The sequence below is a fragment of the Dialister sp. genome (assembly GCF_051885895.1).
GTDB lineage: Bacteria > Bacillota > Negativicutes > Veillonellales > Dialisteraceae > Dialister.
The window spans coordinates 19,026-36,764 of the sequence record NZ_JBJEXP010000077.1 but is presented as its reverse complement, the minus strand read 5'-3'; the positions used below and the strand labels follow the sequence as shown (position 1 = coordinate 36,764).

General features: G+C 50.3%; 16 protein-coding genes and 1 riboswitch. Of the genes, 15 read left to right on the top strand and 1 reads right to left on the bottom strand.

What is annotated here, in order from left to right; translation table 11 throughout:
- Positions 1-210: 210 nt before the first annotated feature.
- From ACI4N7_RS06525 to ACI4N7_RS06515, 3 genes are all read left to right on the top strand, one after another.
- Positions 211-522, top strand: coding sequence for a phospho-N-acetylmuramoyl-pentapeptide-transferase (locus ACI4N7_RS06525; RefSeq protein WP_439732547.1), 312 nt, complete (start codon positions 211-213; stop codon positions 520-522).
- A gap of 246 nt (positions 523-768) precedes the next feature.
- Positions 769-1,920, top strand: coding sequence for a sodium ion-translocating decarboxylase subunit beta (locus tag ACI4N7_RS06520; RefSeq protein WP_439732546.1), 1,152 nt, complete (start codon positions 769-771; stop codon positions 1,918-1,920).
- Positions 1,921-1,930: 10 nt separating this feature from the next.
- The gene (locus tag ACI4N7_RS06515; RefSeq protein WP_439732545.1) at positions 1,931-2,053 is read left to right on the top strand and encodes a hypothetical protein; all 123 of its coding nucleotides are present in this window, start codon (positions 1,931-1,933) and stop codon (positions 2,051-2,053) included.
- 255 nt (positions 2,054-2,308) lie between these two features.
- Here ACI4N7_RS06515 and ACI4N7_RS06510 read toward each other — a convergent pair whose 3' ends face one another.
- The gene (locus tag ACI4N7_RS06510; RefSeq protein WP_439732544.1) at positions 2,309-3,682 is read right to left on the bottom strand and encodes an aminopeptidase; all 1,374 of its coding nucleotides are present in this window, start codon (positions 3,680-3,682) and stop codon (positions 2,309-2,311) included.
- A 273-nt stretch (positions 3,683-3,955) separates the two neighbouring features.
- Here ACI4N7_RS06510 and ACI4N7_RS06505 point away from each other — a divergent pair, with 273 nt between their 5' ends.
- From ACI4N7_RS06505 to ACI4N7_RS06450, 12 genes are all read left to right on the top strand, one after another.
- Positions 3,956-5,953 carry a TRAP transporter permease gene (locus ACI4N7_RS06505; protein WP_439732543.1) on the top strand — a complete coding sequence of 666 codons (1,998 nt, stop codon included), beginning with the start codon at positions 3,956-3,958 and terminating at the stop codon, positions 5,951-5,953.
- Between the two features lie 86 nt (positions 5,954-6,039).
- Positions 6,040-7,044 (top strand): TAXI family TRAP transporter solute-binding subunit, encoded by a 1,005-nt coding sequence (locus ACI4N7_RS06500; RefSeq protein ID WP_439732542.1) that lies wholly within the window; start codon positions 6,040-6,042, stop codon positions 7,042-7,044.
- 211 nt (positions 7,045-7,255) lie between these two features.
- Positions 7,256-7,699 (top strand): cupin domain-containing protein, encoded by a 444-nt coding sequence (locus ACI4N7_RS06495; RefSeq protein ID WP_439732541.1) that lies wholly within the window; start codon positions 7,256-7,258, stop codon positions 7,697-7,699.
- Between the two features lie 99 nt (positions 7,700-7,798).
- Entirely contained in the window at positions 7,799-8,791 is a 993-nt protein-coding gene (locus tag ACI4N7_RS06490; RefSeq protein WP_439732540.1) for a DUF362 domain-containing protein, read from the top strand.
- A 263-nt stretch (positions 8,792-9,054) separates the two neighbouring features.
- The gene (locus ACI4N7_RS06485) at positions 9,055-9,624 is read left to right on the top strand and encodes a manganese efflux pump MntP (RefSeq protein ID WP_439732539.1); all 570 of its coding nucleotides are present in this window, start codon (positions 9,055-9,057) and stop codon (positions 9,622-9,624) included.
- A gap of 132 nt (positions 9,625-9,756) precedes the next feature.
- Positions 9,757-10,410, top strand: a complete 654-nt coding sequence (locus ACI4N7_RS06480; protein WP_439732538.1) for a histidine phosphatase family protein — start codon at positions 9,757-9,759, stop codon at positions 10,408-10,410.
- Positions 10,411-10,579: 169 nt separating this feature from the next.
- The gene (locus ACI4N7_RS06475) at positions 10,580-11,059 is read left to right on the top strand and encodes a YbaK/EbsC family protein (protein ID WP_439732537.1); all 480 of its coding nucleotides are present in this window, start codon (positions 10,580-10,582) and stop codon (positions 11,057-11,059) included.
- 56 nt (positions 11,060-11,115) lie between these two features.
- Positions 11,116-12,249, top strand: coding sequence for an aminotransferase (locus tag ACI4N7_RS06470; protein ID WP_439732536.1), 1,134 nt, complete (start codon positions 11,116-11,118; stop codon positions 12,247-12,249).
- A gap of 275 nt (positions 12,250-12,524) precedes the next feature.
- Positions 12,525-12,959 carry an EamA family transporter gene (locus tag ACI4N7_RS06465; RefSeq protein ID WP_439732535.1) on the top strand — a complete coding sequence of 145 codons (435 nt, stop codon included), beginning with the start codon at positions 12,525-12,527 and terminating at the stop codon, positions 12,957-12,959.
- A gap of 3 nt (positions 12,960-12,962) precedes the next feature.
- A complete protein-coding gene (locus ACI4N7_RS06460; protein ID WP_439732534.1) occupies positions 12,963-13,391 on the top strand; it encodes an EamA family transporter in 429 nt (142 codons plus the stop codon).
- A gap of 340 nt (positions 13,392-13,731) precedes the next feature.
- Positions 13,732-15,885, top strand: coding sequence for an ATP-dependent helicase (locus tag ACI4N7_RS06455; protein WP_439732533.1), 2,154 nt, complete (start codon positions 13,732-13,734; stop codon positions 15,883-15,885).
- Between the two features lie 170 nt (positions 15,886-16,055).
- Positions 16,056-16,141, top strand: a riboswitch (ZMP/ZTP riboswitch).
- 65 nt (positions 16,142-16,206) lie between these two features.
- Positions 16,207-17,520, top strand: coding sequence for an L-lactate MFS transporter (locus tag ACI4N7_RS06450; RefSeq protein WP_439732532.1), 1,314 nt, complete (start codon positions 16,207-16,209; stop codon positions 17,518-17,520).
- Positions 17,521-17,739: the final 219 nt, after the last annotated feature.

The window sequence follows — 17,739 nt, the reverse complement described above, 5'->3', positions numbered from 1 at the left end:
TGATTTCTTTCAGAAATCCGTCAATTAAAAGCACTCTCTTCGGAGAGTGCTTTTTGCTGTTCTGGAGGGCAGAGAAGCATGGCTGCATGGCGGTCGATGTTCTGTCTGTCCGGGCTGCCTGCCTGCTCCCCACTGCCTGACGGCCTCTATTATCCTCTTGCATTCTACTGAAAATACTGATATCATTACACTTGATAAGGAGTCTTGACTATGCAATTAATTGATTTATCCGATGTACATGATTTCAGCGCAGCCCGGTTTCTTCTGTACTGGCTGATTGCTTCCATAGTGGCTGTTATTGTGGCCTACAGTATTGGACAGGAAAACAAGCTGAAATGGTTCCGGCAGAGAAAGTCCAATGGATTTATGGTGCGCCGCGGTGTATTTGGCAATTTCAGTCTTCTGGGAGTTCCCAATTCCAAGCAGGGATTTGCTATTACGGCAGGTATATTTATTGGTTCCGGCATTATCTGGGCACTTCTTGTATTTGTCATTCTTCCGGTTTTCGGATATAATTTATAAAGCAAGTGTTTATGAGCACTGTTTCTTGAATTACATATCTTGTTTCCTGCGTATGGCACAGGGGTAGGAAATCCATCCTGAATGAAGGACCTGGCATTGAAAAAATGTCAGGTCTTTTTTTTAAAATCATATATCTGAAGTTATTATTTTTCTATTCGTTTGAGGGAGGAAATTTACCGCAGACTATCAGGAACAGAGAAAAAGCGAAGCCGGGAAATTGTATTTTTATTCATTTGGGAGGTCTTCATGACAGCATGGGAAAATGTAGTATGGGAGTTATTCAGCGGTGTGGCAGGCATGGGGGATCCGTCGGTATGGATGATGTTTTTTATCGGCGGCATTCTCATCTATCTGGGGGTCAAAAAGGATTATGAACCCATGCTTCTTTTCCCCATGGGGGTAGGATGCATACTGGCCAATATACCGGGACATTTTGCAGTAATTCCGACAGGCGGCGGGGAGCCGGGATTCCTGTCTGTTCTGTATGAGGCGGGCATTGCCAATGAGCTGTTTCCTGTTCTCATATTTATTGCGGTAGGGGCCATGTGCGAGTTTGATCCTCTCATTCGTGCTCCCTATGTCATGCTGTTTGCAGCGGCTGCTCATTTTGGAATCTTTGCAGCAGCTCTTTTGGCGGCTATGGCGGGATTTTCCTTTAATGAGGCGGCATCCATCGGCATTATCGGTGCAGCAGACGGCCCGACAACCATCTTTGTGGCCCAGAAATTTGCAGTGAATCTGCTGGCACCTCTTACGGTGACGGCTTTCTGCTACATGTCCCTGGTGCCGATTATCCAGCCGCCCATTGTGAAGCTTCTGACCACAAAGAAAGAGCGGATGATCCGTATGCCTTTTCGGGAAGAGAAGCCGGTTTCCTGGACCGCCCGTTTTCTTTTCCCGCTGATGGTTGTTATCATTGCCGGCATTCTGGCGCCCATTTCCGTTCCTCTGATCGGTGCGCTCATGTTCGGCAACCTGCTGAAGGTATCGGGCGTTACGGATTCCCTGTCCAATGCGGCGCAGAACGAACTGTCCAATCTGGTCACGCTTCTCCTGGGAATCACCGTGGGAGCAACCATGACAGCCGACAATATACTGACCCTGGATGTGCTCAAGATTCTGGTGCTTGGCGCCCTGGCCTTTGTCTTTGATACGGTGGGAGGCGTGCTTTTTGCCAAGCTGGCCAATCTTTTCCTGAAGAAAAAGATTAATCCCATGATCGGTGCCTGCGGGATTTCCGCATTTCCCATGTCGGGAAGGGTTATTGCCAAGCTGGCTCTGAAGGAGGACCCGTCCAATTATATTATCCAGCATGCCATGGGTGTAAATGTGGCCGGCCAGGTGGCTTCCGTGGTGGCCGGTGGTCTGGTGCTGGCGTTGATTCCGGTGCTGGGATAAGGAGGAAATCATGACAAGTGTAGAATCAGCAGTTATGCTGATGGTTATCGCCTATCCGCTCCTTTTCGCGGTGATGGCTCTCTTTGCGGGATTGACCTGGTTTTTGAATAAGGTATTTCCGGCGGGGAAATAGGATTGATGTGAGCCGGTAAGACTGTAGAGCAGGATTTCCTCTTCTACCTGCGGCATCTCTTTAGAAGGAAGAGGACTGTGCCGACATGCAGGCGGTTCATGAGTTCATGAATCACAGCGGCAGCAGGCACCGCTTTGGAGTGACCTGTCCGTCCCATGCAGGATAGGCACATCAACTTTCGGGAATACAACACCCCGCACAAAGAAAACAGATAATAAAAAAGCGGCGCCGCAGCGCCGCTTTTTTTACTGCATCTTATTTACTTTCAAAGAATGCCTTGTAAGCCAGGTAGGTTTCATAGGCATCGGCCTTGGAGAGAAGGTCATAGGGAGAATGCATGGACAGCATGGCTGTGCCGCAGTCTACTACTTCAGCGCCCCAGTCGGCCATCATGAAGGCAATGGTTCCGCCGCCGCCCTGGTCTACTTTGCCCAGTTCGCCAATCTGCCAGCATACACCGGCTTCATTGAAGATGGTGCGGATTTTCTGCAGGAATTCTGCATTGGCATCATTGCTTCCTGCTTTGCCCCGGGCGCCGCCGTACTTGGTGAGGTTAATGCCGTAGCCCATGAAGGAGGCATTGTCTTTTTCAGACACTTCCGGGAACATGGGGTCCAGGCAGGAGTTGACATCAGCGGAAAGCATTTCGCTGTTTTCCATGGTTTCATAGAAATCAAGAAGGGTATTCTGTCCCTGCAGGGAAAGGAGCTTCATGACAAATTTGACAAAATAGGAGGATTCCATGCCGGTATTGCCGTAGGAACCGATTTCTTCCTTGTCGGTGAGAAGAGCGGCCTGGGTCTTTACGCCGGGTTTGGCATTGAGGATGGCTTCCAGGTTGGCATAGGAGCATACGCGGTCATCCTGGCCGTAGGAAGCGATGAGGGAGCGGTCAAAGCCCACATCTCTGCTCTTTGTAGCAGGAACCAGCTCCAATTCAGCGGTGGCGAAATCTTCTTCTTCAATGCCGTAGGTATCTTTCAGCCATTTCATGAACGCTTCCTTTGGCTTGGTCTTTTCTTCCGCATTGGTCCAGGCAATAGCCTGCAGCTGTTCACCGGTAATGCCTTCCGCAAGGGGCTTCTTCATCTGGTCCTGGGCCATATGGATGAGGAGGTCGGACACGTAGAAAATGGGGTCGTTTTCTTTCATGCCCACATTGATTTCTACTTTCTTTCCATCTCTGGTATAAATGACGCCGATGAGGGCCAGAGGAATGGTTGGCCACTGGTATTTCTTAATGCCGCCGTAGTAATGGGTGCGGAAATATACGACTCCTTCCTGCTCGTGGACCGGATTGGCCTTCAGGTCCAGTCTCGGGGAATCGATATGGGAGCCTACGATTTTAATTCCTTCATGAACCGGTTCCTGCCCGATCACTGCCAGAATAACGGATTTGCCTTTCTGGTTCCAGTATACCCGGTCGCCGGGCTTCAGGGATTTCATGGTATATACGGGTTTGAAACCCTTGTCTTCCGCCTGGCGGATAATTTCAGCCGCTGCCAGCCGTTCGGTGCGGGCGGTATCAAGAAAAGCTTTGTACTTTTCCCCATAATCCATAACAGCCTGGCGTTCTTTTTTATTCATGCGCTGCCAGACGGATTTAGTTCTGCTGTATGTTTCTTTCATCGTAAACCTCCTGTAATAGAGAATAATTATCACATTAATTATTATACTACAAGGAGGTTGGAACAGGCTATGGGGGATGAAACGGAAAGGGCAGTCTGCTGTCCCTGAGGCTACTGGCACAGGATTTCCTTTCGTGGTATACTTTCATTAATTACTTTCGGATTAAGGAGGCGCAGGCAGCTGCCCCGCTTCCTTGAGGAAATCCTGACTGACCTGCTGGATATGTCAGCATTTCTTTCACGGAGGAGAGAAGTTTGGGAGGAGTTTTGACAAATGAACAATGAAAAAGCAGACGTCCGCCTGGAAGATGTAGAGGGGACGAAAGCGGAACTGGACGAAAAGGCCAGGAAAATGCTGGAAGATAAGGATGCCGATTCCCGCATGCGAATCTATGATGGTCCCATGGGGAAAATCATCATAGCTCTTTTATGCGTGTGGACAGCATTCCAGCTGTATTTCACCACCGTAGGAGCCATCAGTGCCATTAACCTCAGGGCGATTCACTGCATTTTCCTTTTGGTTTTTACCTTTCTTCTGTTTCCTACTTATAAGAAGGAAAAAAGGAGAAGAAAGATTCCGCCGCTGTGGGACTGGTTCTTTATTCTCGGATCGGCAGGCTCTTTCCTGTACCTGATTTTCAACTATACCCGCATTGCCCAGACCGGTGGACGCATTAATACGCTGGAAATCGGCATTGCCTTTGTAGCATTGATCTGTGTTTTTGAAGCGGCAAGAAGAGCATCCGGCAATCTGGCCATACTGGCAGGGCTGTTTCTGGCCTACAACTGGTTCGGCGCTTATCTGCCGGGGTATCTGGGACATAACGGCTTTACCCTGAAACGTGTGCTGATCACGCAGTTCTGGGGCACCCAGGGCCTTCTCGGTACCGGTATTGGCGTATCGGCTACCTATATTTTCCTCTTTGTCGTATTTGGCGCATTCCTGAAATACAGTGGATTTTCTCATTTTATTAATGATTTTTCCCTGACTCTGGTGGGACGCACTTCCGGCGGCCCTGCCAAGGTGGCAGTCATTGCTTCCGGACTCATGGGCATGATCAATGGTTCCGCCATTGCCAATGTGGCAACCACCGGCACCATTACCATTCCTCTGATGAAACGGACAGGATACAAGAAGGAATTTGCAGGAGCCGTAGAAGCGGTGGCTTCTACGGGTGGTCAGTTTACACCGCCTATTATGGGGGCCGTAGGCTTCGTAATGGCAGAATTTTTGAATCTGTCCTACACCTATGTAGCACTGGCTTCCGTGACACCGGCACTTCTCTATTATATAGGCCTTCTCTTTGCGGTTCACTTTGAGGCCAAACGGCTGGGACTTTCCGGCATTGCCAAGGAAAATATCCCTGATGCCATGAAGGTCATTCGTGAGCAGGGCCATTTGGTGCTTCCGCTTTTTAGTCTTATCGGACTCATGTTTGCCGGCTTCACCCCTCTGTACGCAGCGGTAATTTCCATTTTCGTCACCATCGGTGCCAGCTGGCTCAGAAAGGATACCCGCATGACGCCGGATAAAATTCTGGCAGCCGTGGTGGAAGGGGCAAAGAGTGCCATTTCTGTCGGCGTATGCTGCGTCATCATCGGTGTCATTATCGGTACGGTAACACTTACCTCTTTAGGCCTCAATATGGGGTATCTCATTCTTTCCGTTGTCAACGGCGGCAGCATTTACCTGGCCGGGTTCCTGGTCATGATTATGTCTGCTATCCTTGGCATGGGTGTTCCCGGCGTGGCAGCCTATGTCATTGTGCAGGCGGTGGCAGTGCCGGTCCTTATCAAGGCTGGTGCCATGCCTTTGATTGCCCATCTGTTCTGCCTGATTTATGCCTGCCTGTCCAATATTACTCCGCCGGTGGCCATGTCGGCATATGTGGCTTCAGGCATTGCCGACTCTGACCAGACAAAGACCGGCCTTTGGGCTGTACGTCTGGGGCTTATCGGATTTATTATTCCTTTCTTTTTCCTGGATAATCCGGTGCTTCTTATCGGCGTATCGAAAACGGCTACGCTCTTTGACACCGGATGGGCCGTCTTTACGGCCATGATAGGGACCTTTGCCCTGGTGGCAGGTCTGGAAGGCTGGATTCTCCGGCGGTGCAGTGCGCTGGAGCGGGTCATTCTTATTGCTTCGTCGCCGTTCCTGCTTCTGCCCGGCATCTGGACTGATGCGGCAGGAGCCGCAGGTATTGCAGTCGTATGCATTTACCAGTGGATGAAACGAAACAGGGAAAAGAAGGAAGCAGAAGCAGCATAAAATCCGCTTCCCGGGATTTCCATCCGGGTCCGACGGAATTTATAGAAAATATCATAAGGAAGAATTGCAGTAAGGGAGGAAGAACTATGAAAAACTGGAAGAAAGTACTGGCAGTATCCATGGCAGCCATGGTCATGGCAGGGGCTCTGGCAGGCTGCGGTGATGACAAGGGGAAAAGCAGCAGCGCCAAACCGGCTGCAGGACAGACACTGAAAATTAATTTCCCCACTGCCGGTGCATCCGGCGCCCTCTATGCGGTAGGGGCAGCCATTACCAATATGTGGAGCAATAATGTGCCCGGTGTGCAGGCAGCCAGCCAGGCTTCCGCCGGCGGGATCGAGAACCTGAATATGGTATCCGACGGAGAGGCCCAGGTATCTATTGCCATTGCCAGCAATGTGTATCAGTGCTACAAAGGCCTGGATACCTTCAAGGATCATGCCTATCCGGATCTGAAAGTTATCGGCGGTTTGTACCTGAATCCAAACCAGGTAGTAGCCAGTGCCAATTCCGGTATTGAAAATATCCAGGACATCAAGGGAAAACATTTTGCCGTAGCCTCTGCAGGCTCTTCCGTTTATAACGAAGCGGAAGCTCACCTCACCGCTGCAGGCATGAAGTTCCCCGATGATATCAAGGCGGAATACATTACCTTCGGCGATGCGGCAGATATGCTGCAGAACGGTTCCATCGACGGCGCATGGATTATGTCCGGCGCTCCCGCTTCCGCCGTTACCCAGGCCCTGACCAGCGGAGCGCACCTGGTGCCCATTGACGATAACCTGATGAAGGAACTGAAGGCCAAGTACCCCTGGTACACCGACTACACAATCAAAGCCGGCACCTATCCGAACCAGGATAAGGATGTAAAGACCTCTGCCATCAAAATGGTTATGTTCTGCCGCGGAGATCTGCCGGAGGATGTGGTTTACCAGCTGACCAAGACCCTTTGGGAACACATGGATGAAATGGGACAGTCCCAGAAGAATCTGAAAGGCCTTACCCCGGAAAATGCAGTGAAGGATATTGCCGGCGTACCGCTTCATCCGGGAGCTGAAAAGTATTATAAAGAAATCGGAGTACTGAAATAATTCATAGTCTTCTGAAAAACGCTGCCTTCGGGCGGCGTTTTTGATTGGAAGGAATGACAGGCGGGGAAGGCGGCAGAGCCCCATGCAGCGCGTTGCATTGCTTTTTCTGCCCTTGACTAAAGTGCACTTTCACTTTTTATAATGGAGGGGATGAAAGCGCATGCCTTTTCTGCGCCGGCTATGGTAAAATAGACGGAGAACAGGAGGAAACATGATACATCGCTTTCATCAGGACAAAAACAGGTGGGACGGTATTGAGCCCCATATTTACAAAGAAAATCCCGGCGTATTCCGGGATGTGACCAAACAGATTCTTTTTGACAATGAAGCGGATCTTCCGGTACAGTTCCGGTATTTCCAGGTGGAAAAGGGAGGCTTTTCCTCCTTTGAGCATCATAAGCACATGCATGCAGTCCTGATTTTCAAGGGGAAAGGACATGCTCTTCTTGGAAACCAGGTGGTGGAAGTGCACGAAGGGGACTTTATCACCATTGCTCCCTGGGAATGGCACCAGTTCAAGGCAGATATGGGAGATATCCTCGGTTTTCTCTGCCTTGTGAACCATGACCGTGATATCCCGGTATATCCTACGGAAGCGGATATTCAGGAAATCAGAAAGAATCCGGAGGCGGCACGCTTTCTGGATGAAAATTAAGGAACCGCTGGTTCATCTTACGATTGAAACAGTATTTCCTTAATAAAAGCCTGCCGCAGGGCAGGTTTTTTATTTATCCATTTGCAGGAGGAAAAGGAAATGGAAAAAAGAGCAGGTACAGGGGGAAATCAGTATATCCCCTATGAAAAAAGAACAGGAAATGAATCCATCGTTTATTTCACCCGGGACCTGTCGGCAGCAGGCCTTGTACGGATGTATGAAAAAATCAGGGGAAACCTGACGGGAAAGGTGGCTGTCAAGCTTCATACGGGAGAACAGCACGGACCCAATATCATTCCCCGTCCCTGGGTGAAAGAGCTGATTGATAAGGAAATCCCCGGCGGCACGATTGTGGAAACCAATACCTATTATGAAGGGGATCGGTATACCACAGAGGCACATCGGAAAACCCTTGAAGTCAACGGCTGGACCTTTGCACCGGTGGATATCATGGATGAAGAAGGCACGGTCATGCTTCCGGTAAAGGGCGGCAAATGGTTTACGGAAATGTCTGTGGGAAGCCATGAAACAAGGTATGATTCCATGCTGGTGCTGACCCATTTCAAGGGACATGTGCAGGGCGGATTCGGCGGATCCAATAAGAATATCGGCATCGGCTGTGCCGATGGCCGTATCGGCAAGGCCATGATCCATACCCATCCCGGAGAGGGGCAGTGGTCTATCAGCAAGGAAGAACTGATGGAACGGATTTCCGAATCTTCCAAAGCCACTGTGGACTATTTTGGAAAACATATCGCTTTTATCAACGTAATGCGGAATATGTCCGTTTCCTGCGACTGTGAAGGGGTAAATGCCATGCCTGTGGTAACACCGAACGTGGGCATCCTGGCCTCCCTGGACATTCTGGCTGTTGATCAGGCATCGGTAGATATGGTGTACGCCATGAAGGAAGGGGAACACCATGACCTGGTGGAACGGATGGAATCCCGCCACGGACTGCGGCAGCTGACATATATGAAAGAGCTGGGCATGGGCAATGACCGCTATGTACTGATTGATATGGATCATGATGGAAAACGGATCGACGCTGCGGAAGCAGTGAAGGATGTCAAGCCCTTCGTACAGGAATAAAAGAAGTTCCGCCAATCTAATTGAGAATAGATATTGATTAGAAGATTCCGGATTTTGCCGATATTTTCTTTGACATTCGATGATGGATGTGTTATCATTCTCAATAAGTGAGGGAGTAGCAGCCACTTTGTGGAGCAAGTCAACATACTGGCATCAGCCTGGCTTATCTTGAAATTGCGAGACTCACGTGCATGGTTTCCGCCTGCACGGAGTCTCTTTTTTGCTGGCTTCGTGAAGACATCTCTCCTTAGGAAGTGACTGCTATGGATTTTATTTTTGTTTTGAACAGCATCCTTTTGGGAATCGGCCTTTCCATGGATGCTTTTTCTGTTTCTCTGGCCAATGGTATTCATGAGCCTTTCATGCGATGGAAGAAAATGGGCATCATTGCCGGTACATTCGGCTTCTTCCAGTTTCTCATGCCCATGATCGGCTGGGTCTGCGTAAACTGGATCATTGATATTTTTCAGTGCATCCTGCCTTTTATTCCCTGGGCGGCTTTGATTCTTCTCTGCACCCTGGGCATTCTCATGATTCGGGACGGCCTGTCCGGCGAAGAAGAAGATGTATGTCCCGAGACTGATTTTAAAAGCCTTTTTATCCAGGGACTGGCCACATCCATGGATGCCCTGTCCGTAGGATTTACCATTGCGGCCTACCGGCTGGAGGAAGCCATGACGGCCGGCATCCTGATCGGAGCGGTGACATTTATCATCTGCCTGGCAGGCATTTTTCTGGGACGGCAGTTCGGCATGAAGCTGGCTGACCGGGCCACGGTGGTAGGCGGCCTGATCCTTATCGGTATCGGGGTGGAAATATTCCTTTCTGCATAGGGCCTGTCAATGACGGCAGCAGGCGGTATTCCTGCAGGCACCGCCACTGTTCTTCCTTTTTGGAATCCTCTGAACCCGGGCCGGTCAGCCCGGGTTCAAAACGTGGTATGATAAGAGGAAAGGAGGATGGCTATGACTACGGTATACATGGTGCGTCATGGGGAAACGGACTGGAATGCGGCCCACCGCATGCAGGGATGGAGCGATATTCCTCTCAATGAAAGAGGAAGGGCCCAGGCGGCCTGTGCAGCGGCGGAGCTGGCTTCTGTTCCGTTTCATGCCGTTTACACCAGCCCGTTGAAAAGAGCGGTGGAAACAGCGGATGTGATCAGGGGGAAGAAGCCTATTCCCCTGATTCCGGAGCAGGGACTGATTGAAATCAATCTGGGACGATGGGATGGACATACGCCCGATGAAATGGATATACTCTATCCGGGACAGTACGATTTGTGGAGAAGCTGTCCTGGGGATGTCCATATTGATGGAGGAGAAACTTTTGCCGAAGTGCAGGAGCGGGCATGGAAAGCATTTCTGCAGATTCTTCGGAATGAGACAGGGAAAACGGTACTCCTGGTTTCCCATATGGGCTGCCTCAGCACGATTCTCTTCCGTATCGCCGGATATCCGCTCAACGATTTGTGGAAACACCCCATTGGCAATGCTGCGCTGTGCCGGATCCTGGTGAAGGAAGACGGTACTATGACCATTGAGGAGTGGGGCAGAGATGACTATATCCCGGAAAATCTGAAGCTGAAGGTGCCTTTTGGAAGGCTGAAAAACGAATAAAAGAAAAGGGAGAGACGGAGCTGCCGGCAGGCACCGTCTCTTTTCTGTTGCAGATTTCTTTCTGTTCGTGGTATATTAAGATATTACTGGGAAAGAATGGATTCATGGACAGAATTACATGAAATCAAAACATGACTGCATGGGCTTTTCCCTAAAGGAGGGATTATTTATGTCTTTTGAGAAGGTTAAAGCGTATCTGGAACCATTTGGTCTTTCCGACCGCTGCATTGATTTAAAAGAATCCAGTGCCACCGTGGCACTGGCGGCAGAAGCCCTGGGTACGGAGGAAGCCCGCATTGCGAAAACCATGTCATTCCTTCTGGATGACAAGCCGCTGATTGTGGTGGTGGCAGGGGATGCCCGGGTGGATAATCATAAATACAAGGAAACTTTTCATAAAAAGGCGAAAATGATTCCCGGAGCTGACTGCGAAAAATATATCGGCCATCGTCCCGGCGGTGTGTGCCCTTTTGCGCTGCCTGAAACGGTTCCTGTATACCTGGATGTATCCATGAAGCGTTTCGATATTGTCTATCCGGCGGCCGGGACAGATCACAGCGCTGTGAAGCTGACATTGGAAGAACTGGAAAAAGCGTCCCGGGCCAGAGGATGGGTAGACGTATGCAAAAACTGGCAGCCTGAGGAATAGACCGGTGAGGCTGACCGGCAGCGGAGAAATAATATTTTGACAGACAGGTGGATGTAATGATTGTTGAACAATTTGGTGTAGAAGACTGGATGGACCGGTATGAGGAAGGGGCCCGGTATAACATAACCGATACCTGTGCCAGGCCTTTGACCTTAAATGAGCTTTTTTCTCTTACGGGGGAAGATAAAAAGGATTTCATGGAATCTTTTTTCCAAAGGGAACAGACCTACGGCCCTATCTGGGGAGATAAGGCGCTGAAGCAGGAAATCGCCGGGCTTTATGAGCATATCCGGCCGGAACAGATACTGACGGAACACGGAGCTACCGGCGGGAACCAGCATATTTTCTTTTCCCTCATCCGTCCGGGAGACCGGGTTATTGCCTTTGCACCCAGCTACCAGCAGTTTTATTCGGCACCCCGATCTCTGGGAGCCCAGGTAACCGTGCTTCATTTGAAAAAGGAAAGGGGATATCTGCCGGATCTGGAGGAACTCCGCAGTGCGGCCAAAGCCGGTGTCCGCATGATCTGTCTCAACAACCCCAACAATCCTACCGGCTCCTTGATACCACGGGATATGATGGAAGAGATTGTCCATATTGCAGAAGAAGCAGGTGCTTATCTTTTCTGCGATGAGGTATATGCAGGCGCTGCCCAGACAAAGAAGGACCGCTGCCCTTCCGTGGCAGACCTTTATGAGAAAGGAATCGCCACAGGCTCCATGTCCAAATCTTTCTCCCTGGCAGGACTCAGACTTGGCTGGCTGGCCACAAGAAGCGAAAAGGCACTGGCCCAGTTCCGGCGGGTTCGGGATTATGATCTGGTCAGCTGCGGACTTTTTGATGAAGCCGTAGCTGCTCTGGCTCTGCGCCATAAGGAAAAACTGCTGGAGAGGAACAGGGCGATTGTCCGGCACAACCTGCCCCTGCTGGAGGAATGGGTGGAAAAAGAAAAGCATGCATCCTTTGTTAAACCGAAAGCAGGCACCATGGCTCTGGTATACTATGACTTCGACATGCCTTCTGCTCTGTTCTGTCATCGCATGTACTATGAAACCGGTGCTTTTACCGTGCCGGGAGACTGCTTTGAAGAGCCGTTTTCCTTCCGGGTAGGTTATGGACATGATCCGGAAACACTGGTCAAAGGACTGGAAGCGGTAAGTGCTTTCTTTCATATACTGGAAAAAGAATGATTCCGGCAGGCGGCGTATTTCCCCTTGCGGTGAAACGACGCTCTGACTGTAAGGAACCGGGGCGGCAGAGCTGCCCCATATGTGCTATAATATTCTTACACAATGCTTCGCCACCGGGTGGAGCAGTTATGGAATTATCCATCAAAAGTGTTTTCTCTATTTCCGCAGGTACGGAGAAAGCCGCTGATTTTCAGAAGTCGGCGCCTTTCTTCGGGAGAGATAGAGAAAGCACTTTTTTTATCCCGTAGATGAAGTGCGGAGAAAGGAAGAGGGGAATGAGCAGTGTATTTGCCTTATGGTGGCCTGTATTTCTGATGGTTTTTGCCGATGTTTTCTATCAGGTCTGTGCCCGAAGGCTGTCATCCCGGAAAAGTCCGCTGGCAGCGCTGGGCATGACATATCTGGTCAGCGCTTTTCTCTGTGCTGTTCTTTTTGAATGCCTGGTGCCGGAAGGGCACATTCTGCAGGCAGTATTTCCTCCCCATCCGGCGGCTCTCATAGTCGGCCTGGCCATTACAGGACTGGAAGTAGGTTCCATTTACATGTATCGGGTCGGCTGGACCATGAATATCGGATTTTTAGTCTATACTGCCCTGTCCATTGTGACTCTTCTGGCAGTGGGGCACTGGCTGTACGGGGAATCACTGAACGGTTTGCAGTACCTGGGAGTTTTTCTGGCAGCAGCCGGCATGTTCTGTATTGTGAGGTGAACTATGAAATTCTGGTGGCCCATAGGGCTGATTGTATTCTGCAGCACCGCCTATCAGGTGGGAGTCAAGGAGATTTCTACCGGCATTCATCCTCTGGCGGCACTGGTTCTGACCTACCTTTCCGCATCACTGACTTCCTTTGTGCTGTATTTCCTGCTGGCGCCCAGGGGGGAAAACAGGAAGAAGGAAATCTTTTCATGGAATTCTGCCGCGCTGGGACTGGGACTTTCCATTGTAGGCATCGAACTGGGCAACATTTTTATGTACCGGGCCGGATGGACGGTGCAGACAGCCTTCATTCTCAGCAACAGCCTCATTGTGGCGGTCCTCATGATTGTGGGTGCTGCTTTTTATAAGGAAAAGCTGAAGCTCCGTCAGATGGCAGGAGTGGTGCTTACCCTGGCAGGAATTGCCTGTATTGTGTGGAAATAGGATGGAATCATTTGTTACCGGGAGCTTGTATTCCCGCAGGCAGATGAGTGCAAAGGGTTTGAGGCACGATCGGGGCTTTGGCCATTCAGTGCCTGAGGTTCTGCCCGGGAACCGCTTGGCTTTCCCGGCTGGTTCAGAAAGTAGTGAGCCCGCTTCATGGAGATAAAGAGGGTGCCCTCCGGGCGCCCATTTTTTATGATGCCGAAGGCAGCATAGACCAGACAGCTCGGAAGCGGTCTTAAAAATAAGCCCGACAGAGCGCCGACCATCCTCCGCACCCTTTCCATTCCCTGCATCCTATTGTATAATGAGATTAGAATATAAGTTCGGAGGAATTACAATGGACAGTCTATGGGATGCATTGAATGAAAAACAGAAGGAAGCAGTGACTTCCACGGAAGGCTGTGTGCGGGTCATTGCCGGAGCAGGATCGGGGAAGACGCGGGCCCTTTCCTACCGGTTTGCCTACCTGGTCAATGAACTGGGCATTCTGCCGGGCCATATACTCTGCGTTACCTTTACCAACAAGTCTGCCCGAGAAATGGCAAGGCGCATCCATAGTCTGACCGGTGATAATGACACCGGCTATATCAATACCTTTCACGGATTCTGCGTGTCGGTGCTGCAGGAAGAAAGCTATGCCGTGTCCTATCCCAAGAATTTCCTGGTCATTGACAATTCCGATATAGACGATATGCTGCAGATGATTTACGAGGAACGGGGACTGACGCTCCGGGATATGCCCTTCAACAAGGCCAGGGACATGATCGAAATGAAAAAATGCGTCTGGCAGCCGGACTATTATAAGGATATGATTGCCATGCCCCTGTCCCTGCTTTATGAAAAATATCATAAGGCCCTTACGGTGGAAGACATCATCTTTTATGGCTATCTGTACCAGGAAAAGAAATGCTTTGCCCTGGATTATAATGATCTGATCAAATTCACGCTGTACATCTTTGAAGAAAATGAGGACATCCGGCTGAAGTGGCAGAAAAGACTGGAATACATTATGATTGATGAATTTCAGGATATTGATCCGCTTCAGTACAGGCTGATGAAAGCTCTTTACGGATATCATGGAAACCTGTTTATCGTAGGGGATCCTGACCAGACCATTTACACCTGGCGCGGTGCGGATGTGCGCTATCTTCTTCATTTCGACCGGGACTTTCCGAATGTAAAAACGATCATCATGAATGATAATTATCGTTCCACACCGGAAATTCTGGCAGCAGCCAACTCACTCATTGACAAGAACGAGAACCGTATCCGCAAGGATCTTATTTCCCATAAAGGAACGGGAGCGCCTGTCACCTGCATGCCCCTGGCCAATGCGGGAGAAGAGGCCAGGCGGGTGGCTGAAGAAATCCAGAAACTTCATGCATCAGGGAAAAAATACGGGGACATGGCAGTTCTTTACCGTGCCCATTTTGTTACAAGAAATCTGGAAGAAGCGCTGCTGAAGGAAAAGATCCCCTATACAATCTACAGCGGAGCCCAGTTCTTTGACCGCATGGAAATCAAGGATGCTCTCTGCTACCTGCGCATGATTGCCTATAAAGATGATATGGCCTTCCGCCGTATTGTGAACCGGCCCAAGAGAAATATAGGCCGCCGCCGCATGGAATTTCTGACGGAAAAAGCGGAAGCCGGGCATATGACCCTGTATGAAGCGCTGAAGCAGAATGTGGAAGATCCTCTCTTCAAAAAAACAAAGGCCGGAGATTTTATCGAGCTGATTGAATATTTTTCCAAAGACAGCCAGGAAAAGCAGGTCTCTGAGGTGCTGTCTGCCATACTGGACGAAAGCGGATATGAAGAAATGCTCCGTACCGAAGGAAGCCAGGAAAGGCTGGATGATCTGGCAGAACTCAAACAGTCTGTCTTTGAGTATGAAGCATCGGCAGGAGAGGAAACGTCCCTTTCTGATTATCTGGAACATGCGGCTCTTTATTCCAATACGGATCGGGCGCCTGGAAAAGACTGCGTCCGCCTCATGACGGTTCATACCGCAAAGGGGCTGGAATTTCCTGTTGTTTTCCTCTGCGGGATGAATGAAGGCATTTTCCCGTCCCGAAAGACAAGGACAAAGAACGGCATGGAAGAGGAAAGGCGCCTGGCCTTCGTAGCTATGACCCGGGCAGAAGACAATCTGTATCTGACGGAAGCAGAAGGAACCAATCTGGACGGCACGCCCCGTTTCCCTTCCCGTTTTATCCTGGATATAGACAGAAAGCAGCTGTACTTTGATCCTCCGGTGAATGAAGCTCTCTGGACAGCAGGGAAGGCTTACGTGGAAAGAAGCAGCCTGTACTTGAAGGAGGAAGGGGACCATCATCATTTTCAGCCGGGAGACCGGGTGCGGCACAGTGTCTTTGGCGTCGGTACTGTTGAAGAAGTGGATGAAAAGGGGAATTCCTATCGTATCCGCTTTGACAGTATGGAAACCACCAGGGACATTGCCTTCCGGGCAAGGCTGGTAAAGGAGTAGCAGATGGTGCAGTCAGCCGTGATTGGCCGTATGTCCGAAATAGGGATGCGGCTGGCGGCAGGCGTATCAGCCTTTGTAAATAGTGTCAGGCATGGCCGGCAGCTTCTTAAGCGGCTGTAGAAATTTCTTGACACCGCTTCTTTTCCATGCTATCCTGTATGTACAATCAAGAGAGATATCGGAACTGACGGATGAATGTGGAATTGACCACGTGAACCGATATTTTCTGAACAGGCCGACCGTCTGGGCAGGGAAACCTACTCAGACGGTCTTTGCGTCTCCGGTTTCCCTTCATTGCATTTTGCTTATGGAGGGATTTACATGAAAAAGAAAAATCGCTGGCTGATTGCTCTTGCAGCTGTGGGAATCCACATCTGCATCGGCAGTGTGTATGCATGGAGTGTACTGACGAAGCCGGTCATGGCGGCTATGGGTCTTTCCCTTTCGGAAACGACCTGGGCCTTTTCTATTGCCATCCTGTTTCTCGGGCTTTCCGCCGGCTTTTTGGGCGGTGTAGTGGAACGGATGGGACCGGCCAGATCCGGGCTGGTGTCGGCGGCCTTTTTCGGGAGCGGTCTTTTGGGAACAGCGCTGGCAGTGCATATGCAGTCGGCGGTGCTTCTGTATATTTTCTACGGTGCTATTGGGGGAATCGGACTTGGGACAGGATATATTACGCCCGTGTCTACGCTGGTGAAATGGTTCCCTGAGCATCGCGGCTTTGCGACAGGTCTGGCTATTATGGGTTTTGGCTTTGCCGCCCTGGTAGCAGGACCGCTGATGCGGTATCTCACCGATTCCTATGGACTGACCGCCAATTTTCTGATTCTTGGCATTGCCTATGCGGTGATTATTTCTCTTTCCGCTTCCTATCTCCGTCCGCCGAAGAAAGGGGAAATTCCTGTCATGCTGGAGGATGTGCTCCGGAAAGAAGCAGAACGGGGCACTAAGAGAACGGTGGTTGGGCCCCAAATGACCCGGAAAGAAGCGATGCATACCTGGAAATGGTATGCACTCTGGTGGATTTTCTTTACCAACATTACCTGCGGTATCGGACTGCTGGCAGTGGCTTCGCCCATGGCACAGGAAGTCATCGGCATGACGCCGGTGCAGGCGGCATCCCTGGTTGGCATTATCGGTATCGTGAACGGCGGCGGACGGATCGTATGGTCTACGGTTTCTGACTGGATCGGCCGGGGCATTACGTACATGGTATTCTTTGCTTTGGAAGTCTGGGCCTTTTACCAGCTTTCCCTGACAACGGAAGGCCTTGTTTTTCAGGCGCTGGTTCTTTTGATTATCAGCTGCTACGGCGGCGGATTCTCCTGCATGCCTGCTTACCTTTCCGATATTTTCGGCGTAAAGCAGCTTTCTTCCATTCACGGTTCCATCCTTACCGCCTGGGGCATGGCCGGCGTGGCAGGACCTCTGATCCTGGCTTTCATGAAAGAAAACACCGGCGGCTATGCAGCCACCCTTCATCTGTTTTCTGCCATGCTGGCGCTGGCTTTTGTGATTGCGGCCATTCTCCGCTGGAGAAATGAAGCAGATAAAAAGAAATGGGCTATAAAGGAAGAACAGAAAAAGCCTCTGTCTTCTGCAGCCAGAGTGACTACAGAAGGCATCAGAGGCTGAGACAGTGGTTTGATTTTCCGGGACTTCCGTTCAATTCTTAAAATATAAAGTAAAGGTGCCTGCAGGGATTTTTCCCTGCAGGCACCTTTTTTGTTTGTAAGGGGGTCTTGCTATGAAGGATATTTGTATGATTTCTGTAGTTACATTCCATCCGGTATGGGGAGATAAGGCATCCAATCTGAAACGGATTGAGGAATATATAGAGTGTGCCTACCGCAA